The organism is Collinsella stercoris DSM 13279 (assembly GCF_020735465.1).
Classification (GTDB): domain Bacteria; phylum Actinomycetota; class Coriobacteriia; order Coriobacteriales; family Coriobacteriaceae; genus Collinsella; species Collinsella stercoris.
In genome coordinates, this window is sequence record NZ_CP085935.1 from 2,357,207 (window position 1) to 2,378,716 (window position 21,510).

A 21,510-nucleotide genomic window follows, 5' to 3' on the forward strand; every position below is an offset into this window, starting at 1 on the left:
TATTGACCATCAGACATACCTTGCGTTGTGGGCGCTTCGGCATATAGTGACGCTGGACGCTGTTAGCGTCGGAAAATATTAGCCAAGTATAGTCGGCCGAGATTGACCAATCCCAGCCGACCCATTCTAGCCAACACGCCCGCATCTATGACTTTCCTATCGCTTTCCTACATCCCCTCGGGCTGGATCCCCCTCACCTTCACCGCCTGGGGGACGGCCTCCACCGAGTACGTGTCGAGCCCCCTGCCGCGGTAGCTCGGGCCCCGCATCACGAACACCGACGCCTTGTCGAACAGCCTGTCGAGGGCGCAGAGGAGCGTGTCGTCGCCCGTGAAGAACTCGTCCCACCCGCTCGGTGCGATGTTGCTCGTGAGGACCATCGCGTTCGGTCCCTCCTTCTCGTAGCGCCTGTCGACGACGTCGAAGAACAGGTCGGTGCACGGCCTGTCGTAGACGCATCTTCCCACCTCGTCCACGATGAGGCACGACGGCTTGACGAGCGAGGAGACGACCCGCGAGGTGTTTCCCCGCTGGACGGCCTTCTGGAACCTGTCCCTGAGCTCGGTCGCCTTGATGTAGTAGGTCTTGAGCCCCCGCATGCAGCACTCGCGCCCGTAGGCCTGCGCGAGGTGCGTCTTCCCTATGCCGCCGGGCCCGACGAAGGCGACGTTGCGGTGCGCGTAGAGGTCGGCCAGCGACGGGAGCTTGCCCAGCGCGGCCGCGTCCCGGCCCTGGATCCTGGAGAAATCGAAACCCTCGAAGGTCTTGGGCTCGCGCCTGGGCAGCCTGCTCAGCCTCAGCAGCGTCTCGATGGGGGCGAGCCTCCTCTTCTCCGCGAGGTAGGAGAATGTGGCGGCAACGGCGGCCATCTCCCCGTCGCCGAGGTCGAGGTCCGAGGCGAGGTGATACTGTCAATGAGAAATTACCCATCTACACCAACGAAACTTACCCGATCGCGCCAACGCCCGTTGGCCAGCGGCGCCAGCCGACCCTACCCGGTTTCGGCTACTTCTGCTCCTCCTTCCTCTCCACCGGGACGTCCTTGAGCCTGTAGGAGCGCCCGGTTATCCTAACGATGTGGCAGTGGTGGCATATCCTGTCCGCTATCGCGCTGGCGGCGACCTCGTCCCCGAAGACCTTCGCCCACCCGCCGATGCCGACGTTCGTGGTGATTATCGTCGAGCGCTGCTCGTAGCGCGTGCCGACCAGCTGGAACAGCAGGTCGGCGCCCCCTTCGTCGATGTCCAGGTAGCCGAGCTCGTCTATGATGAGGAGCTTGGAGTGCGCATAGTACTTGAGCCTCTTCTTCAGGATGCCCCTCGCCTGGGCGTCCCTCAGGTCGTCGACGAGCCTCGCGCAGTCGATGAACTTGACCTCGCGACCCGCCCTCACGGCCTCGACCCCGATGGCGACCGCGAGGTGGGTCTTCCCGACGCCCGGGCTCCCCACCAGCAGGACGTTCTCCGCCCGTTCCATGAACCTGAGGGTGGAGAGCTCCTCGAGAAGCGGGCGCGGGACCGACGGCTGGAACGTCCAATCGAAGTCCGCCAGCGTCTTCACGCACGGGAGGCCGGAGGAGCGTATCCTCAGCCTCGTGATCCTCTCGGTCCTCGCCTCCACCTCGACCTGGGTCATCTCCGCGACCGCGCGGGCGAGGTCGGCGTCCCCCTCCGCCACCATCCTCATGTAGTCAGGCAGCATGGATGCCATCTCGTGGAGCCCGAGCGTGCACAGGTTCGCCTGCGCCCGGATGTAGGGGCTGGCCTCGCCCACCGCCGCCGTCACAGCCCGCCCCCGATCCCCTCGAGCAGCTCGAGGTTGGCCCGGGCCTGCTCGCGGATGTCGGCGTCGGCCGCCCACGCCTTCCCGGCCATGGCCTCGACGTAGTGGTCCTCGGTATAATTGATGCGCGCGGAGCCCCGCGAGGCATCGTGCACGGCGACGAGCCCACCCGCCACGGTGACCCGTATCTGCCCGCCCGGCATCGACACCACCCTGGCCTTCCTGCCTATGCACCCGCGGGGCACCGACCACTGCCTGCCCGCCGCCCTGACCAGCATCGTCGGGGGCACGACCTGCTCGGTGACGTCGCCGACCATCGACTCGAGCAGCGCGACGTTGCCGATCGGCCGCAGGTGCTCCTTTTCCCGCAGGAACAGCGCCGCCGGGGGCAGGCCGGTCGTCTCGTTGGGCTCGGAGTTGCTCCTCGACTCGATCCGCGCTATCGCCTCGAGCAGGCCCTCCAGCCCGACGAAGTCGCCGTCGTAGGCCAGAAGGCGCGACAGGAACCTGTTGGCCGACTCGTCCTTGCCCTTCGTCTGCGGCGTGCGGGTCCTGCAGAGCTGCAGCTCGAATCCCGCCTCCCTGGCGAAGCGGGACACCCGCCCGTTCTTCTCCCTTCGGCCCGACGATGCGCTCACGACCGCCGCCATGTTGTCGGTGAGGCACTCCTGCGGGACGCCGCCCATGAACCTGAACGCGCCGAGCAGGCACGCCAGCAGGTCGTCGGTCGTCCTGGTCGGGGAGTAGGTGAACTTGTGCAGCCTCGAGTACCCGAGCGTCGCCGTGAACACGTTGAACTCGAAGACCTCGCCGTTCGCGTCGACCATCCTGACGTCCTCCTTCCAGTCGAATTGCAGCTGGCGGCCCGGCGGGGTCTCGAAGCGCGGGTGCGCCTCGGAGTCGCGGGCGGCGCCGAACTCGATGCCGCGGCTGCGGCAGTACGCGGTGAAGGCGTTGTAGCCGGGCAGCCCCGCGCCTGCGTGGCGGTGGAGCAGGTACTCGTGCACGGCCCTCTTGGTGACGCCCGGCAGCCCCGCCTTCTCCTCGATCACCTCCCTCACCGCGTCGAACCCGCTCGGCCGCGGCGGCCTGTCGGCGGGCGCCTCCCCGAGGCGCCAGTACTTCGCCACGGTCTTCCGGTCCATCCCGTGCCTCCGCGCGACCTCGCTGAAGTTCGGCTTGGCGCCGGCCTGCCTGTACATATTCAGCTCTCCCATCACGTTCCTCTCCATCAAGGTCCTCCTTTCGAGCGGCGCTCGAGCGGAGGGTACTTCGTTGGTCTGGTTGGGTAAAGCCGATTGGCGCGAACGGCCGTTGCGAATTGGTGCGACCGGGATTCCCGCTTGGTGTGAATGGGGATTTTTATATTGGCAGTATCACGAGGGTCGCGAGCTCCTCCGCCCCGACGGCGATCCCGAGCCTCGACGCGGCGTCGCTAGCGAGCTCGTAGGGGCTCGCCCCCGCGCCCGCCATCATTCGGCCCTCCCGAAGTCGAACCTCTCGAAACCGGGCTTCGTCCGGGGCGGGGCGATCTGCTCGACCACGGTCCCGACCGGCTGGGTCGGCAGCTCCTCGGGCTGGACCGGCGATGCCTCCCACTGGCCCTCGCACCAGCTGTCGGCGCCGGTGCCGACAGCGTGGGCGACGAGCTTGCGGGAGAGGTCGTCGCTGTATATGTGCACCACGCGCCCCTCCCGGTTCACCCTGCACTCGCGGCGGCCGTACCAGTAGGGCACGCCGTAGCGGTGCCCCTCGAAGCTCACGAAGCCGTCGAAGGAGATCTTCCGGCGCGGGCACAGGTACCGCTCGATCTCGGCCGTGACCTCGAGCGGCCTGGTGTTCGCCGAGCACGCCGCCTCGTGCTCGCGCATCGGGACGCACGCCGCCGGGCGCCGCCAGCGGCCTCCCTGCTCGGCGCACCAGAGGGCGGCCTCCCGGTTGAGGGCGTCAAGGTCGCTGAAGGACCTTCCCGCGAGGAAGTTCCCCTTCACGAAGCGGACGAGCCTCTCCACCTTGCCCTTCGTGTAGGGGTGGCGCGGCCTGCACAGCCTGGTGCGGAAGCCGACGGCGCCCATGAACTCGGCGTAGTCGGCCTGCCAGACGGGCCGGCCGTCGGCATCGCGGCGGACGACCACGCTCTTCATGTTGTCGGTGAGCACGGTCGCGGGCACGCCCAGCGCCGAGAACGCGTGCAGCATCCCGATGAGGAGGTTCTCCTGGCGCGCGTTCGGGAAGAACTCGACGTGGGCGCTCCCGCAATGGTGGCAGACCATGGCGAAGCAGGCCATCCGCGCCCGCTCGCCGCCGGGGCGCTCGACCGCGACGAAGCCCCAGTCCATCTGGTAGGCCTCCCCGGGCGCCGTCCTGAAGCGCTGCCCGCGGCAGCCCTGCGGGGCCGCCTGCCGCCTCTTCGCGGGCACAAGGTCCCGGTGCGCCGCGATGTAGGTCTTCACCGTGGTGAGGCCGCCGGCGTAGCCCTGGGCGACCAGCCGCTCGAATATCACCTGCGAGTTGGTGACGCCCTTCCGCAGGAGATCGTCCACCAGGCCGGTGTGTCCGGCGAGCACGCCCGGCGCGGCCCTCCTCCCGCTGTTCCCGTGGGGCAGGGCCCTGAACCCGTGGGCCCTGATCGTCCTCGCCCGGGAGCGGGTGAGCCCCGTCCTCCTGCAGAACTCCGCGAGGTTGCATGCCTGCGGGTCGAACCCGTCGCCCTCCTCCGCGGCCATCTCCCGGAGCGCCGCGTCTATAATCTCCTGTAGGTCATCGTGTCTCTCGTTCACCTCAATGGTCCTCCTAACGCCGGCGTGTTGGCACCGCCAGCGTAGTGGCGGCGGGGAGGCACGGTGGCTATTATTCGGTGACCGGAATTGGTCAAAATCGTTTGACTATTAGCGGCTAAAATCGCCCGGCGCTAACAACGCTGCCGTTTCTGAACCAGTCGCCGCGTTTGCGCAAACGCTGTCCAAAGAGCTTGACGAGCACGATCCCGCAGAAAGTCCTCGAGTACTTTTTGATTCGCAAACATTTGCGGCGTTGGACGAGCTTCTGCAAGACCACCAAGCAGATGCGCGCGCATGTTTTGCAAACGACTACGAGATGGTTGAGCTTCTTGTTCGTGGACATCGGGCACTTCGAGAGTATTACATGCTGCCGGAGTCAGAGCAAAATCTCACCGACATGCGAGACGAATATATGGCTCGGGTATTTGACGTGCTTGACCGGGGCTCGCAGGGCCGCGTGTATTTTGGTCAGTTTGGGTCGGCACATGTTCAGGGCGCGCCTACGGGAGACTATGCGAATGCCGAGGGCTACGCCTCATTTGCCATGCGCCTTGCTGGGGAGGACTCGACCGCATGCGGATCAGTTTGCTTGTTGCTATATGCGTATTACGATGGCGAACGCGATATGTTTCGGTCAATCTCGAGCGATTTTCAGGAACGACTTTCCCCGTGGAAGGGTGAGGATGTGTTGATTGATTTGGCAGCTCCAAACAGCCCCTTCGATAACGCTGTCGTAGTCTTCGAGAATGGGGATATCTCTGCTTCGACTTGCTATCAACAGCTTGTGCTCCTCTCCAACATGAATATGGTGTCGACTTTGCCGCAGTGACCTTGCGGTAGGATTGTTCGGACACACGAATACGTCGTCCACCCCGCCCGAAACGTTGTTTGGGCGGGCTTTTGGCGTTACGAAAGGTTGCCCATGCTCATCCATCGCATTGCCGCGCAGCTGTATACCGACGAATCACTCCAGGCCATCGAAGCGGCGCTGGCGGCTGGGGAGGATGCCACGCTGGCCGTTTCCCAGTCCGCGCGCACGCTCATGGTGGCGGCGCAGTTCGCCCGCCGCCCGCGCCCGACGGTCTACATCGTCTCGGGTGAGGAGGCCGCCGACCGCGCGGCTCGTGCGATTGCGGCGTATGTGGGCGCGGAGCACGTGGCGCGTTTCCCGGAGCGCAAGGATTATCCCTGGAAGAACACCGAGCCCGATGACGCCGTGGTCGCCGCGCGTTGCGCCGCCATCGCCCGGGTGGCGCAAGGCGAGCCGTGCGTTATGGTCGCCTCTGCGCGCTCGCTCTTGCGTTGCGTGCCCCCGGCATCGAGCCGTTATTGGGCATCGACGACGTTCAAAGTGGGGGAGGAGATCTCCTTTGAGCGCGTGCCCGAGCTGCTGGTTGGCATGGGCTACACGCGTGCGGATGCCGCCGACATGCCGGGACTCTTCCGCGTGCACGGCGACACGGTTGACGTGTGGGCCGCGCAGGCGACGGCGCCTGTGCGCATGGAGTTTTTCGGCGACGAGATCGACCGCATCCGCCTCATGGTCGCCTCAACCGGGCAGACCATCGGCGACGAGGATGCCGTCGAGATCTCGCCCGTGCGCGAGCTCGCCCTCACCGACGATGCCGTAAAGCGCATCTCTGCGGCACTGTATCTGCCCGCGCAAAACGACACCGAGCTCGCCGCGCTGCTCGAGTTGGTGCAGGCGCGTGTGGTCACGCCGGAGCTCGAGCGATTCTTGCCGCTCATGTACGAGGGGACGGTCAGCCCGCTTGCGCACGTCCATAGCGATGCGCTGGTCATCCTGTCCGAGCCCCGTTCGCTGTTCGACGACTGCACGCGTGCGTACGAGGACCTGGAGCGCCGGGCCGCCGAGGCCAAGATCGCGCGGCTGGACGGTTTGTACGTGCGCCCGCAGGAGCTCGACTTTGGCCGGCAACAGCGCCTGAACTACGTGAGCCTCATCCGCGCAGGCGGCACGGTGACCGCCGAGCTCAAGATCGAGCAGCCCGCGCTCTCCGGGTCGGATACGCGCTTCATGAACCGCATCCAAGAGGTGGTGAACAACCGTTTTGCCTGCGTGTTCGCCATTCCCGACCGCGGCGCGCGCGAGTCGATGGAGCTTTCCTTCACCGACGAGAACATCCCTTTTGAGGAGTCCCTGCAAGCAGCGCCCGAGAACACGGGCGCGGTGGGCAGCTCCGATGTGCGCGTGACGCTGCTCAAGCGTGATGCGGACAAACTCAACGAGCGCGGTATCGAGGATGGCGCCCCGATCACCGTCCCCACCATCACGCGTGGCCGGGTGACTTTTGTCGATGCCCCCATCCCCTCGGGCGTGGTGGTACCCAGCGCGCATGTGGCGGTGTTCAGCCTCGCCGACCTGAATAGCCGCATGGACGGCCGCCGCGGGCGCGCGCGGCATCGCGTGGACATCACGGAGGTGACCTTCCCATTCAAACCGGGTGATTACGTGGTGCACAGCACGCACGGTGTGGCCCTCTTTGCCGAGATCGTTCGCCAGGAGGTTGGAGGCAAGGAGCGTGACTACTTCCTGCTCGAATACGCCGGCGGCGACAAGCTCTACGTGCCGCTTGAGCAGGTCGATCGCATTACGTGCTACGTGGGCCCCGATGGCGACAACCCGCGCCTTACCCGCCTGAACACCGCCGACTGGAGCCGCGCTACGGCAAAGGCGCGCAAGAGCGCCAAGAAGCTCGCCTTCGACCTCGTGGACCTCTACACGCGCCGCAGTTCGATCACGGGTTTTGCCTTTGGGCCGGATAGCGCCGCGCAGGTCGAGATGGAGGAGAGCTTCCCCTACGACGAGACGCATGACCAGCTCGACGCCATCGCCGACATCAAGGCAGACATGGAGTCCACCAAGCCCATGGATCGCCTGCTGTGCGGCGACGTGGGATTCGGCAAGACCGAGGTGGCCCTGCGAGCGGCGTTCAAATGCGTGGACGGCGGCCGGCAGGTCATGGTGCTGTGCCCCACCACGATTTTGGCGCAGCAGCATTACGAGACGTTCTTCGAGCGCTTCGCCCCGTTCGGCGTGGAGGTCGAGGTGCTCTCGCGCTTCCGCACGCCGGGGCAGCAGCGCCGCGCGCTGGCCGCGTTCGCGGAAGGGAAGGTCGACGTGCTCATCGGCACGCACCGCCTGCTTTCCGCCGACGTGAACCCGCATGAGCTAGGCCTGGTGATCATCGACGAGGAGCAGCGCTTTGGCGTTCAGCACAAGGAGCAGCTCAAGAACATGCGCGAGCAAATCGACGTGCTCACGCTCTCGGCAACGCCCATTCCGCGCACCATGCAGATGGCGATGAGCGGCGTGCGCGACATGAGCCTCATCACCACGCCTCCCACCGGCCGCCGCGCGGTTGCGGTGCACGTGGGCGAGTACGACCCGGACGTGGTGAGCGCGGCCATCCGCCTGGAGATCGGCCGCGGCGGGCAGGTGTACTACGTGTCCAACCGCGTCAAGACCATCGACGATGCGGTTGAGCGCGTGCTCGAGGCCGCCCCGGAGGCGCGTATCGGCGTGGCGCACGGCAAGATGAGCCCGCGCGAGGTCGAGGACGTGATGGTGCAGTTCGCCACCAAGAAGATTGACGTGCTCATCGCCACCACCATTGTGGAGAGCGGTATCGACAACGCGAGCGCCAACACGCTCATCATCGAGGATTCGCAGCGCTTGGGCTTGGCGCAACTGTACCAGCTCAAGGGCCGCGTGGGCCGCTCCGCCACGCAGGCGTACGCGTACTTCATGTTCCCGGGCGAGCTGCCGCTCACCGAGGAGGCCACGGCGCGCCTCACCGCGCTTTCCGAGTTCCAGGACCTGGGCAGCGGCATGCGCATCGCCATGCGCGACCTCGAGATCCGCGGCGCGGGTTCTCTGGTTGGCGCCGAGCAGCACGGCAACCTGTCGAGCGTGGGTTTTGACCTGTTCACGCAGATGCTGGGCCAGGCGGTTGCCGAGGCGCGCGGCGAGTCGGGCGGCGCGGACGTTGAGCAGGCGGGCGTGGGCATCAACCTGCCGGCGGACTTCTTCCTCTCCGAAGAGTACGTGCCCGCCGTGGACCGCCGCGTGCTCGTGTACCGCAAGCTTGCGGCGGCAGACATGCTCGAGGCCGTGGATGCGCTGCAGGAGGAGTGCGAGGAGACGTTCGGCGAGTTGCCCGAGGCCGCGCAGAACCTGTTCGACCGCACGCGCATCCGCATCCGTGCGGATCGTTTGGGCTTGGAGAGCGTGTCGCTGGTTGCGGGCAAGCTCACGTACCAGGGCGTTGACGTGCCCAAGGACGTGGCGTTCGAGCTGCGCACCAAGCTGGGCGCGATCAGCTTCCCCAAGACGCGCAAGTTCACCGTGCCCTATAAAGCGGGTGCCGGCGCGGGCAGCGGCGTGGGCCGCGGCCTGAACGCCGATGTCTCGAACGGCGGCATGGGTCCCGTCCAAGCGGCGCTCGCGATCCTTACGCAGCTTGGTCCCAGTGGCGATGACGATTAGGTGCGTATGGGGGGCGGCGAGGGCGCGCAGCTTGAGCCGCGTTCGGACCTCCCTATTTCTTGTCAGATTTCGGGAGCGTCGGTCAGAATGAGGGGATTAAATTCACTCGATGATTTCAGGCCAAGAAACTGCTGGTCCGAAGAGGGGATTTCCTGGCGTTTTATATCGTGTGATATAGCGCGAAGAGAGAAGATCGAACAGGTACGTGATGGCGTACTTTGAATAAACGCCTAGTTCGTCGATACCGTTTCCACGATCACTCAGGTAGTATGCCTTGTCAAAATGAGAAGCGGTATCTTTGCTGGAGAACGCGGTGATGAGCACCTTCTTCGCAGTTCTCGTCCACATGCGTTCGTCAAGCTCTCGGGCAAACATACCGGAAACCGATACCACGATAACCAAAGAGTCATGGTACGTTTCAACGTGCATGGGTGGCTTTCCGTTCTCTTGCGTGTTGAGGCGTATGACTTTGCCTGCAAAGAACATTTCCTGCTGGAAGCGCGTAAGATTGCCGCTCACATTGTTGGTGCAGAGCAGTTCGACGTTACGGTGCTGCACGATTTCGTTTGCGAGTTCGTCGAGTAGGGTGTCGGAAATCCTGCTTTCCACTTCCGCATACATCTCCATCATACGGACGTCGAGTTCGGCGCGGTATTCGCTGAAGCTGAGATTAGGATCACGGTGCCTGAAGTCCGAGGGAAAGACCAGCTGCGAGAAAGAGTTTTTCAATTCGCTCAGGCTCTGATATCCCAGGCGGTTGCAGAAGCGGCGAACAGCCGATCTCGTCACATGGGCCTTCTCAGTTATGGTGCTTACATTGATAGCCTCGGAATTACGCAGGTTGGAAATAAGGTATCGAGCAATTGCGACGTCGTTGCCGTCGCGCTCTTCGTTGATTATTGAACTGATGATGTTTAGCAGGCCAAAGCTGTGGTTGCTCAAAATGATCCCTCGCGAACGGTCTCCGAACGATGGTTCATTTAATGAATCATAGCAGGCGAATTCCCTTTCTATACTTCAAATCAGATGGCGCCACGTTCAAAGGGAAGTGGGAAACCACCCGCGTAGACGGAAGGGGGATGGACGCATGGATGCACAGGGCTATGCAAATCTGCAGCTACCGGATTTCTTGTGGGGCTCCGCTACGGCGGCGTATCAGTGCGAGGGAGCTTGGGACGAGGATGGTAAGGGCCTTGGAGAGTGGGATTATTTCAACCACACGAGTGCCAAGAACATCAATAACGTCGACGGTGACGTCTCGTGCGATTTCTACCATCGATATGAGGAAGATATTCGACTACTGGCGGATGGCGGTCAAAATACCTATCGGTTTTCGATTGCCTGGAGTCGTATTCTGCCCAACGGCGTCGGCGAGGTTAACGAGGAAGGCGTTGCGTTTTACAACCGTGTGATTGATTGTTGCGTTGAGCATGGCGTCGTTCCAAACGTTACGCTGTTCCACTACGACCTTCCCTATGCCCTGGCTTGTAAGGGCGGCTGGCTGAATGCAGACGTCGCCAAGTGGTTTTGTGACTATGCCAAGATCTGCTTTGAGCGCTTTGGTGACCGTGTGAAGGTGTGGGCGACAATCAATGAGCCTCACTTTTATAGCTACTGCGTAAATATGCTGGGCAATTACCCGCCCAACAGGTCTCTTGATATGCAGTCCTTTATGCAATATCAGTACCACCTGATGCTTGCCAGCTCTTTGGCAGTTCGCGCGTATCGAGAGATGGGCGGCGACGGCATCATCGGCGTTGTGCACGATGGCGGTGTGGTCGAGGTCGACCCGACGGCCGAGCATCCCGAAGAAGTGTTTCGGGGCGCCGACTTTATGGCAAACCGTATGATTCTCGTTCCGTGCCTGCAGGGCAGGCTCCCCGAGGAAATGGACGAGATGCTTCAAAAGCTCGACGTCTTGCTGTATCGCGTTCCGGGTGACGAGGAAATCTTTGCCCAAGGCGTTGGCGACTACATTGGCTTGAACGTTTACTGCCGCGAGTATGCAACGGATTGGCGCGGTGGAGAGACGCAAGTTTCTGCCAACAACAAGGGTGGTTCGAGTAAAAAGCTAGAGGGAAAGGTGATTGCTCCGCTGTATCAGACCACGTGCGATCCGGATGTTCCCCGCAACAAGTGGGGGCGCGAGATCCTTCCGCGTGTCATGTACAGCACGATTATGGATATTGTGGACCGCTACGATAATCCGCTGATCTTTATCACGGAGAACGGGCACGGCGCGTATGAGGACCCCGATGCTGAGGGCGTGGTTCACGACGAAGAGCGCATTGAGGTATTGGGCCAGTTTGTCGAGCACATGATGCGCGCCCGCGCGGAAGGTGCAAATGTTCACGGGTATTACGTATGGTCGACGATGGATTTGTACAGCTGGATCAACGGTTATCAAAAGCGCTATGGATTGGTTCGGATTGACTTTGACAACAATCTGGCGCGTGTTCCCAAAAAGAGCTGGTACTGGTATCGCGACCTGATTAACGGCTATCTAAATCAAAGTGAATAGGAGGCATGAGATGAAATACGAGAAGATGTCGCAATCTATTCTTGCCGCAGTTGGTGGTGTGGAGAACATCACGTCTGTCACACATTGCGCCACCCGTTTGAGGATCGACGTAAAAAAGCTGGATGCAGTAGACCTCGATGCAGTCAAGAAGGCGCAATATGCGCTTGGTGCCGTGGTGAACGGCGGCCAGCTGCAGGTCATTATCGGCCCGAACGTGACTGAGGCCTATAACGATTTTCTCGAGGTCGCGGGAATCGATTTTGGCGCGGGTGTCGTTGCTGACGATGAGGGTACGATTGCCGACATGGCGGCTTCGATGAAAAACAACGGTGCGGTCGGTTTGGTCGAGAGGCTCGGCAACATTACCGCTCAGATTTTCATGCCCATCGTCCCAGCGCTCATCGTGGGCGGTCTTATTCTCGCTATCAAGAATCTCTTGGTGAATTATTGCGGGTTTAGCACCGATAGCGGTACTGCGCAGGTGCTGCTGGCGATTTTCGATGCAGCCTTCACGTTCCTGCCGGTTTGGATCGGATACCAGCTCGCTTCGATTCTCAAGATGCAGCCAATTATGGGAGCTCTCCTTGGCGCAATCATAGTGAGCCCGTCGATAAGCGGGGTAGAGGGCCTCGATTTCCTCGGGATGCCCATTCCGGCCATTGGCTACGGCGGAACTGTTGTGCCCATCGTCCTCGGCGTTGTGTTCATGTCGGCGGTGGATCGCGTTCTGCAGAAGATCATTCCAGATGTCGTGAAGTTGTTCATCAAGCCGCTGTTGACCATGTTCATTGTCGTTCCCGTGACCCTTTTGGCTCTCGGCCCCGTCGGTTCCATGATGGGTTACGCGTTGAGCGATGCCGTTACGTGGCTTATGCAGCATGTCGCAGTGATCGCCACCCCGATCTTCGCAGCAATCAATCCGTATCTTGTCATGTTGGGTCTCGATAAAGCCTTTATTGCCATTGAAGTGAACAGTCTGGCGCAGCTTGGGTATGCGCCCATCATCTTTGGCTTCATTTCGAATTTGTGCATCGGTGCGACTTGTTTGGCGCTTGCGAGCACCATCAAAGGAGACGCTGCCCGTAAGGGTATGGTGACCTCTTTTGGCATTACTGCGCTGTGCGGCGTTACCGAGCCTGGATTCTACGGTGCCCTCGTCGAGCGTCCCCGTCTGCTGCTGGGTACGGCTATCGGCGCCCTGTCGGGCGGCCTCATCGCCGGCATCTTTGGGCTCGTTGAGTATGTCGCCGGTGCCTGCCCTGGCTTGCTGTCCGCCCTCATTTTCATCGCTCCCGATGGAGGCATGGGCAACTTCTTCCTTGCCTGCGTGGTTGCTGCGGTGAGCATTACGGTGAGCTTCATCGCAACGCGTGTGATTATCGCTAAGTTTGAGAAATAGTTTGCTCGAGTTCACTTGAGTTCGCGCGAGGGACTTGCTCCGTCTTTGATATTCATATCGAGGACGGAGCTTTTCTATAGCTGGACTATTGGATGGCTATTTTTGTCGGGCTTTTGTTGGGCTTTCTCATTTGTAGAAAGGGGTTGTGAATGCGCGTTCGATATGGGTACTTTCTCGTCTTGCTGGGTGCCCTGTTATGGGGAAGTGTGGGTGTCTTTTCGCGTGCATTGGGTCAAATGGGTTTGACGGCGATGGAGATTGCGGCGCTTAGGATGCTCATCGCCAGTGTGTTTCTCGTGCCCGTTTTGTTTGCGATGGGTATGGGCAAGAGGTTCGAGGAAGGGGCTGGGAGGAATTCTCTGCGATTTTTTCGGATCTCGCGTCGAGGGCTGTTTTGGAGCGCGCTCGTCGGTTTCTTTGGTCTCGCTTTGGCCAGCGCTACATATTACGCGGCTATAGAGCATATTGGTATGTCGACTTCTTCGGTGCTTATGTGCACGTCTCCCATGTTTGGGGTTGTGCTCGGGCGCCTGCTATATGGAGAGGGAATCACCTCTCAGAAGATCATTTCTTTGGTATTCAACGTCATGGGCTGTGCGTTTGCCGTTACAGGTGGAGTGTTCGAAATTGGGTCGATTTCCCCTATCGGAGTTGGAATGGGTATTTGTTCCGGTTTGATGGGTTGCCTGCTTACCATGTTCAGCAAGGCGGCAACACGATATGCCCATCCGCTCACTGTTGTGTTTTATGGATTTACGGCGGGTGCGGTCTTATTGTTTTGTTTTGCGAACCCGTTTACGGCAGTCGCCAGAGGCGTGCCGTCGGAGTTCTATTGGGTTGCGGCCGCATTCGGATTACTTCCGACGGTTCTAGCATACCTGTTTTACATGACGGGGCTCTCAAAGGGGCTCGAAGCGTCCGAGGTTCCCGTAATTGCATCGTTCGAAACGGTGACGGCTGTCGTATTGGGAGTTGTTTTATTTAAGGAGCCGTTCGGCATGGGAAAGCTGATTGGCGTCTGCCTTGCGTTGGTGTCAATAGACATAATGAGCTTTGACATGGCGGAGCAGCGTAGGAAACTTATGAAAAGAGCGCGACCAATGCAAAGGTTGTGCGAGGTTAGCGCAACAAGACAAAAGACGGCGCAGGGTTAGCGCAATAAAGCAAAAGGTCCAACTCCAAGTGGAGTTGGACCTTTTCCATGCCATGTATCGACACGAGGATTAATGCGAAGAACTAGTCCTCGGCGATCTCGGTGATGGCACCGGCGGGGCAGGCGTCCTGGCAGGCGCCGCAGGCCACGCAGGAATCCTCGTCGGTGACGGTGGCGACGTCGTTCAGCTCCAGAACGCCGGCCGGGCAAGCGTCAACGCAAACGCCGCAAGCGATGCACTCGTCAGCTTCAATAATCGGATGAGCCATGGTAGTTCCTCTCTGTTGTGCCCGATGCGAATAGGATGATGAGCACTGGGCTTTCGGCAAAAATATACCGTGTCGCCCATTGATTGCAACCCCTTGAGATGTTCTTCCTTATACCGCTCGCCGGGTTGGCTCGTCTGTCCACGAATGCCCCGCTTCTCTTTGATGTGGTGGTTGCTGGAAAGCCGTTTGCCGTTTGATATCGGCCTTTTAACCCTTTGCGAAGCACGTTAGAACGGGTTGAGTGGTTGGAGATGCTACTCTCGGACCGTTTTGACGATATCCGATATCGGTGTGTCGCCGAGTCGGCGGAACCTATTTGGAGATGCACGTGAGAAGGAAGATGTGCACGCTTGTCATGGCGGCTGTGACGCTGATGTCGGCCACTTTGGCTCCCTATTCGGAGGCGGTCGCCTTGGAGTCGGGATCTCGCGCCGGTGCCGTAGCCGCGCCAAGCGTTGAGGGCGCGGCATTGAAAGATCAAAACGAGCTCCGTATGTGGTACACCGAGCCCGGTTCGTTTGATGACTGGGAGAACGATGCCCTAGTGATCGGAAATGGCAAGACCGGGGCGATTCTTTTTGGTCAGGTGGCCCAAGACAAGGTCCACTTCAATGAAAAGACGCTTTGGACCGGAGGTCCGAGCAAGAGCCGCCCCAATTATGACGGCGGCAATAAAGACCAAGCGGTCACCAAGCATCAGCTCGATGCCCTCCGTGCAAAGATGGACGATCACTCCAAGGACGTTTTTCCCATGGGAACCCAGATCCCTACCGAGGTGTGGGGCGACGGCAATGGAATGGGAGCATATCAGGATTTCGGCGATCTCGAGTTCGATTTCTCCCCTATGGGCGCCACGAACTCGAACATCCAAAACTACGAGCGCGATCTTGATATGAGGACCGCGGTCTCGACGGTGTCTTATGACTTCAATGGGGTTCATTATACGCGTGAGTACCTGGCAAGCCATCCGGCGGGTGTTGTGGCGGTGCGGCTCGACGCTTCCAAGGACGGTGAAATCTCGTTTGACTTGGGAGTCGGGTCCGCTAAGGGTTTGAACGTGCGGGCATCTGCGGATGCGGGAGATTTGGTGCTTGCCGGCAACGTTGCCGATAACGGCATGCTGTGTGAGATGCGAGCTCGCGTGCTGCCCGAAGGCGGCAGCATAAAGGCAAGCGAAAGCGGTGGCTTCTCTGTCCGTGATGCGGATGCGGTAACGGTGCTTTACGCCACCGAGACGGACTACGAGAATGCGTATCCCTCGTATAGGAGCGGGCAGACATTGGAGCAAGTCGATGCCGCTCTGAAGGAAAAGCTGGACGTTGCGGCGGGAATCTCATACGACGAATTGAAAAAACAGCACATCGACGATCATCGCTCGCTATTTGAAAGGGTTGAGATCGACCTTGGCGGCGTGCCCGCCCAGAAGCCGACCGACCAGATGATGAAAGACTATCGTGCAGGGAATAACGACCCGTTTATCGAGGAGATGCTGTTCCAGTTCGGCCGCTACCTCACCATCGCCTCATCACGCGAGGGGGACGAGCTTCCCAGCAACCTGTGCGGAATCTGGATGATGGGCGATGCCGGCAGGTTCTGGGGCGGAGACTTCCACTTCAATGTGAACGTGCAGATGAACTATTGGCCGGCTTATATGACAAACCTGTCCGAATGCGGTTCGGTATTCACCGACTATATGGAGTCTCTCGTGGTGCCCGGGCGCGTTACCGCGGAGCGTTCCGCGGCGATGAAGACGGAGAATCACGCCACGACGCCGGTTGGTCAGGGCAAGGGCTTTCTGGTGAACACACAGAACAATCCGTTTGGCTGCACCGCGCCGTTTGGGTCCCAGGAGTACGGCTGGAACGTGACCGGTTCATCATGGGCGCTCCAGAACGTGTACGACGAGTACCTCTTCACTCGTGATGAAAACCTGCTGCGCACGCGAATTTATCCGATGCTCAAGGAGATGACGACATTCTGGGACGGATTCCTGTGGTGGAGCGATTATCAGAAGCGCTTGGTCGTGGGCCCATCGTTCTCGGCGGAGCAGGGTCCCACCGTCAATGGTTCGACGTACGATCAGTCGTTGGTGTGGGAGCTCTACACCATGGCGATTGATGCGTCCGAGCGCCTGGGCGTGGATGAAGACCTGCGTGCGGAGTGGAAGAAAACCCGCGATAAACTCAACCCCATCATCATCGGCGAGGAGGGCCAAGTCAAAGAGTGGTTTGAAGAGACCTCTACCGGCAAGGCCCAAGCGGGAAGCCTGCCCGAGGTTGCAATTCCCAATTTCGGTGCCGGCGGCGGTGCGAACCAAGGAGCCCTGCATCGCCATACCTCGCAGCTCATCGGCCTGTATCCCGGAACGTTGGTGAACAAGGACAATAAGGCGTGGATGGATGCGGCCATCAAGACGCTCGAGATTCGCGGCCTCGGTGGAACCGGTTGGTCGAAGGCGCATAAGATCAACATGTGGGCGCGAACCGGTAAAGCTGAGACAACCTATGAGTTGATTCGCGCGATGATCGCGGGCAACAAGAACGGCATCCTTGATAATCTCCTCGATTCCCATCCTCCGTTCCAGATCGATGGCAACTTCGGCCTTACCGCCGGTATAGCGGAATGCCTGCTGCAGAGCCAACTCGGGTACGCGCAGCTCCTGCCCGCGCTTCCCGAGGCATGGGGATATGGCTCTGTTGAGGGTATCGTGGCGCGCGGTAACTTCGTTATCGATATGGATTGGAGCGCCGGAACACTCGATGGCGTCAATGTGGAATCTCGCAGCGGAGGGGAGTTCATCGCAGAATATCCGGGGATCGCGGCATGTAAGGTGGTGGACGAGAACGGCAGGGAGGTGCAACCCAAGAAGTTGTCGGACGACCGCATTTCGTTCGAGACGCGCCTTGGAGCCACGTATACGCTAACCTTCCCCTCGGCGCCGGAAAAGCTCGAGGTGGCCGCTCATCCGGCGGCAGGTATTGTGCCCGAGGGGACTTGTGTTTCGCTTCGCGGTGCAAAGGGGGTTGAGATCCGCTACACCCTCGATGGATCAGATCCCGATATCTCTTCTTCTTTGTATGAGCGCCCCATTCCGCTTACAGGCGATCGCGTGACGCTCAAGGTTGCTGCTTTTAAAGATGGTCAGAAGCTGGGGCCGGTCAAGTCGTTCACGTATATCGTGGTGTCCGATGACGTGAACGTGGCCCCCCTTGCGAGCGAGGTTCGAGAATCGAACCGCTATAACGATGACCAGGCCTGGGGAGGGAGAAAGGCGGTCGACCGAGACAACTCGACGCGGTGGGCCACAAAGGATGGAACGACTGCCGAGATGTTGGAGTTGGAGTTTGATGAGCCTAGGACAATCCATGCGACGGGGGTTAAGCAGTACTATCTCAAGGACAAGAACGATATCGGATCCTTCTCGATAGAGTATTGGGACGAGGCTATGGATGCGTGGATTCCTGTCTTGGGGCATGCGAGCATGCAGCATGACGATGAAGGATCCTTTGCTTTCGATGAGCCCGCAACTTCAAATAAGTGGCGCCTCAATATTGAAAAGGGGATCAATCCTTCAATTTGGGAGTTCAAGCTCTACGAGTGCGCTGATGCTTCCGGCCCGCAACCCCCGGTCGACCCCGAGCCCGAGCCGGAGCCGGAGCCGCAGCCCCCGGTCGAGCCCGAGCCCGAGCCTGAGCCTGAGCCCGGCCCGCAGCCTCCAGTCGACCCCGAGCCCGACCCGCAGCAAAAGCCCGGTGCAGGCGCCGGATCCGAGTCGCAGGAGAGGCCCAATCACCATGCTGGGCTTGCGCAGACAGGCGATGTCTCGCTCCTTGCGGTCGCAGGAGTTGGTTTTGCAGGCTTGGTTCTCGGCACCGTTGGGATGAGGATGCGCTGGCATGGTTTGAGGATGCGTCGAAACGCAAAAACTAAGTAACGCATGATGCAATGCAAAAGGGAGGCCGTTTCTGAACTGCCTCCCTTTTTTGCGATATATAGCTTCATATGAGTGAGGATCTGTGAGAAGTGAACATGGACGGCTGTGGATAACTGCACATTGCCCGTCGATCGCCCTGTTGTTCTTGAAGTTAGGAAATCTTATATGAATTGACTTAGATTTTGTATAAGCGAGCACATAAGGGGATACACTATGCCTTGAACAAACACGCATCGCGCCCCGGGCAACCGCCCGCGTGCGCCACGCACCAACAGAAAGGGATTCACCATGGGCAAGATTCTCGGTATCGACCTGGGTACCACCAACTCCGCGATGGCCGTGCTCGAGGGCGGCGCCCCCACCACGATCGTCAACGCTGAGGGCGACCGCACCACGCCGTCCGTCGTGGGCTTCCGCGCCGAGGGCGACCGCATCGTGGGCAAGGCCGCTAAGAACCAGGCCGTGACCAACCCCAAGAACACCGTCTTTTCCATCAAGCGCTTCATGGGCCGCAAGTTCTCCGAGGTCCAGGACGAGCTCAAGACTGTGCCCTACGAGGTCAAGGAGGGCAGCAACGGCCGTTGCGTCGTCGTGATCGACGGCGAGGAGTTCACGCCTGAGCAGATCAGCGCCATGATCCTCTCCAAGATGAAGGCCGACGCCGAGAAGTATCTGGGCGAGACCATCACCGACGCCGTCATCACCGTTCCCGCCTACTTTAACGACGCCCAGCGCCAGGCAACCAAGGACGCCGGCCGCATCGCCGGCCTCAACGTCAAGCGCATCGTCAACGAGCCCACGGCCTCCGCGCTCGCCTATGGTCTGGACAAGCAGGACAAGGAGCAGAAGGTCCTCGTCTTCGACCTCGGCGGCGGCACCTTCGACGTCTCCCTGCTCGATCTGGCCGACGGCGTGTTCGAGGTCCTCGCCACCAACGGCGACAACCACCTGGGCGGTGACGACTGGGATCAGCGCGTCATCGACTGGATGGCCGACAAGTTCCAGTCTGAGAACGGCGTCGACCTGCGCAAGGATCCCATGGCCTTGCAGCGTCTGAAGGAGGCTGCCGAGAACGCCAAGAAGGAGCTCTCAGCTGCCCAGCAGGCCGTCATCAACCTGCCGTTCATCACCATGAACCAGTCCGGCCCGCTGCACCTCAACTACACGCTCACCCGCGCTGAGTTCGAGAAGATCACCCGTGACCTGCTCGAGCGCTGCAAGGCGCCGGTCACCAAGGCGCTGAACGACGCCAACGTGTCCCTCTCCGAGGTCGACGAGGTCATCCTTGTCGGCGGCTCCACCCGTATGCCCGCTGTGCAGGAACTCGTCAAGAACATGACCGGCAAGCAGCCGAACATGTCCGTGAACCCCGATGAGGTCGTCGCCAACGGCGCGGCTGTCCAGGGCGGTGTGCTCACCGGCGACGTCGAGGGTATCCTGTTGCTCGACGTGACCCCGCTGTCCCTCGGCGTGGAGACCATGGGCGGCATCATGACCAAGATGATCGACCGCAACACCACCATCCCGACCTCCAAGACCGAGGTGTACTCCACCGCTGCCGACAACCAGACCTCCGTTGAGATCAACGTGCTCCAGGGCGAGCGCGAGCTGGCTCGCGATAACAAGTCCCTGGGCAAGTTCCAGCTCACCGGCATCCCGGCCGCCCGCCGCGGTGTCCCGCAGATCGAGGTCACCTTCGACATCGACGCAAACGGCATCGTGAAGGTTTCCGCCAAGGACAAGGGCACGGGCAAGGAGCAGTCCATCACCATCTCCGGCTCCACCGCGCTTTCCGACGAGGAAGTCGACCGCATGGTCAAGGACGCCGAGTCCCACGCCGAGGAGGACAAGAAGCAAAAGGAGGAGGTCGAGGCCCGCAACCAGACCGACTCCCTGTGCTACTCCACCGAGCAGACCCTCGCCGAGCTGGGCGACAAGGTCTCCGGCGACCTCAAGTCCAAGGCCGAGTCCGCCATCGCCGACGCCAAGAAGGCGCTCGAGGGCTCTGACATCGAGGCCATCAAGGCGGCTGGTGAGAGCCTGCAGTCCGTGGCGTACGAGCTCGCGCAGATTGTCTACGCCGACGCTCAGGCCGCAGGCACCGGCGCCGAGGGCGCTGCCTCTGGCTCCGACGACGTGGTCGACGCCGACTACGAGGTCGTTGACGACGAGGAGTAGGCCTTTCACGAACGGGCCGTACCCGTGCATGATGTGATTGTTTAAGGCGGCCGGTCTGCCAGCTGGCGAGCCGGCCGCCTTGGTAGTGAGGAGACGGACGTGAAGATACCCGTGGAGGACGCCGCCGAGGTGTCCGCGCAGGCACCTGAGCCCGCCGATGAGGTTGTTGAGAAGGAGGAGGCCGCCATGGCCGAGGAACCTGCTGAGATGACCGAGGAAGAGATGGTCGAGGCTGCTATTCGCGCCGGCGAAGAGGCCGCGGACAACGATTTCAAGCTCAAGTTCGAGAAGGTCGAGGCGGAGCTCGCCGAGGCGCGCGAGCAGCTCGCTGCCGCCGAGGACGCCAAGACTGCCGCCGAGGCCAAGGCGGCCGATGCCGTGAATCGTCACGCGCGTCTGCAGGCCGACTGGGAGAACTACCGCCGCCGCACCGCACAGGAGCGCTTGGATGAGCGCGCACGTGCAACCGAGAAGCTGGTCGAGGCTTTGTTGCCGGTCGTTGACGATATGGAGCGCGCGCTCGATCACGCGCGTAGCCAGGAGATGGCCGAGGACTTCAAGCAGTTCGTCGACGGCGTCGATGCTGTGCGTTCAAAGCTGCTCGGTGTGTTCGATCGCGAGGGCGTCGAGCCAATCGACCCCAAGGGCGAGGCGTTTGATTGCAATATCCACCAAGCGGTGGGTCGCGTTGAGGATGCGTCTCAGTACGATGAGACCGTGAACGACGTGTATCAGAAGGGCTATCGCATGGGCGGCAAGGTTCTGCGTCCCGCCATGGTCACCGTGACCTATGGCGGCGACAAGCGTCCCGCGCCGGAGCCTGAGACAGACGCCGCGGAAGATCAGGCAGAGGAATCGGCCGAGTAGCGTATGACTTGCTTGTTCCGCCGGCCTTCAAGGTGCGCCGTGCGGCATGCGTTTTCGATTGATCAGGCGGGGCCCTGGGATGATAGCCCGGGGCCCTTTTTAGGAAGGGAGGGTTCA

At 61.0% G+C, this 21,510-nt stretch carries 14 protein-coding genes; 8 read left to right on the forward strand and 6 right to left on the reverse strand.

What is annotated here, in order from left to right:
• Nucleotides 1–167 precede the first annotated feature (167 nt).
• The 4 genes from LK434_RS10010 to istA (LK434_RS10025) form a co-directional block, all read right to left on the reverse strand.
• Nucleotides 168–869 carry an ATP-binding protein gene (locus tag LK434_RS10010; protein ID WP_050754973.1) on the reverse strand — a complete coding sequence of 234 codons (702 nt, stop codon included), beginning with the start codon at nt 867–869 and terminating at the stop codon, nt 168–170.
• A 136-nt stretch (nt 870–1,005) separates the two neighbouring features.
• A complete protein-coding gene (gene istB / locus LK434_RS10015; protein ID WP_006722192.1) occupies nt 1,006–1,785 on the reverse strand; it encodes an IS21-like element helper ATPase IstB in 780 nt (259 codons plus the stop codon).
• On the reverse strand, nt 1,782–3,014 hold the full coding sequence (gene istA, locus LK434_RS10020; protein ID WP_227917745.1) for an IS21 family transposase: 1,233 nt from the start codon (nt 3,012–3,014) through the stop codon (nt 1,782–1,784). Before istA (LK434_RS10020) ends, istB begins: the two co-directional genes overlap by 4 nt.
• Before the next feature lie 240 nt (nt 3,015–3,254).
• The gene (gene istA / locus LK434_RS10025) at nt 3,255–4,562 is read right to left on the reverse strand and encodes an IS21 family transposase (RefSeq protein ID WP_006720714.1); all 1,308 of its coding nucleotides are present in this window, start codon (nt 4,560–4,562) and stop codon (nt 3,255–3,257) included.
• Between the two features lie 316 nt (nt 4,563–4,878).
• On the opposite strand from istA (LK434_RS10025), the gene LK434_RS10030 reads away from it, so the two are divergent.
• Nucleotides 4,879–5,391 carry a hypothetical protein gene (locus tag LK434_RS10030; protein WP_040360897.1) on the forward strand — a complete coding sequence of 171 codons (513 nt, stop codon included), beginning with the start codon at nt 4,879–4,881 and terminating at the stop codon, nt 5,389–5,391.
• A gap of 93 nt (nt 5,392–5,484) precedes the next feature.
• On the forward strand, nt 5,485–9,072 hold the full coding sequence (gene mfd / locus LK434_RS10035) for a transcription-repair coupling factor (RefSeq protein ID WP_006720717.1): 3,588 nt from the start codon (nt 5,485–5,487) through the stop codon (nt 9,070–9,072).
• Between the two features lie 102 nt (nt 9,073–9,174).
• Here the strand turns inward: mfd and LK434_RS10040 are convergent, their stop codons facing one another.
• Complete coding sequence (locus LK434_RS10040; protein WP_006720718.1) at nt 9,175–10,014, reverse strand: MurR/RpiR family transcriptional regulator; 840 nt, start codon at nt 10,012–10,014, stop codon at nt 9,175–9,177.
• A gap of 145 nt (nt 10,015–10,159) precedes the next feature.
• Between LK434_RS10040 and LK434_RS10045 the strand changes: the two genes are divergently transcribed.
• The 3 genes from LK434_RS10045 to LK434_RS10055 all read left to right on the forward strand — a co-directional run bounded on the left by LK434_RS10045 (nt 10,160) and on the right by LK434_RS10055 (nt 14,146).
• A complete protein-coding gene (locus LK434_RS10045; RefSeq protein WP_006720719.1) occupies nt 10,160–11,593 on the forward strand; it encodes a glycoside hydrolase family 1 protein in 1,434 nt (477 codons plus the stop codon).
• A 10-nt stretch (nt 11,594–11,603) separates the two neighbouring features.
• Nucleotides 11,604–12,992, forward strand: a complete 1,389-nt coding sequence (locus tag LK434_RS10050) for a PTS transporter subunit EIIC (protein WP_006720720.1) — start codon at nt 11,604–11,606, stop codon at nt 12,990–12,992.
• A 149-nt stretch (nt 12,993–13,141) separates the two neighbouring features.
• Nucleotides 13,142–14,146, forward strand: a complete 1,005-nt coding sequence (locus LK434_RS10055; RefSeq protein ID WP_040360900.1) for a DMT family transporter — start codon at nt 13,142–13,144, stop codon at nt 14,144–14,146.
• Between the two features lie 82 nt (nt 14,147–14,228).
• On the opposite strand, the gene LK434_RS10060 is transcribed toward LK434_RS10055, so the two are convergent.
• The gene (locus LK434_RS10060) at nt 14,229–14,414 is read right to left on the reverse strand and encodes a DUF362 domain-containing protein (protein ID WP_006720722.1); all 186 of its coding nucleotides are present in this window, start codon (nt 14,412–14,414) and stop codon (nt 14,229–14,231) included.
• Nucleotides 14,415–14,742: 328 nt separating this feature from the next.
• Here LK434_RS10060 and LK434_RS10065 point away from each other — a divergent pair, with 328 nt between their 5' ends.
• From LK434_RS10065 to LK434_RS10075, 3 genes are all read left to right on the forward strand, one after another.
• Complete coding sequence (locus LK434_RS10065) at nt 14,743–18,348, forward strand: glycosyl hydrolase family 95 catalytic domain-containing protein (protein ID WP_187371204.1); 3,606 nt, start codon at nt 14,743–14,745, stop codon at nt 18,346–18,348.
• 288 nt (nt 18,349–18,636) lie between these two features.
• Nucleotides 18,637–20,526, forward strand: coding sequence for a molecular chaperone DnaK (gene dnaK, locus LK434_RS10070; RefSeq protein ID WP_006720724.1), 1,890 nt, complete (start codon nt 18,637–18,639; stop codon nt 20,524–20,526).
• Between the two features lie 99 nt (nt 20,527–20,625).
• Nucleotides 20,626–21,393, forward strand: coding sequence for a nucleotide exchange factor GrpE (locus LK434_RS10075; protein ID WP_006720725.1), 768 nt, complete (start codon nt 20,626–20,628; stop codon nt 21,391–21,393).
• Nucleotides 21,394–21,510 lie beyond the last annotated feature (117 nt).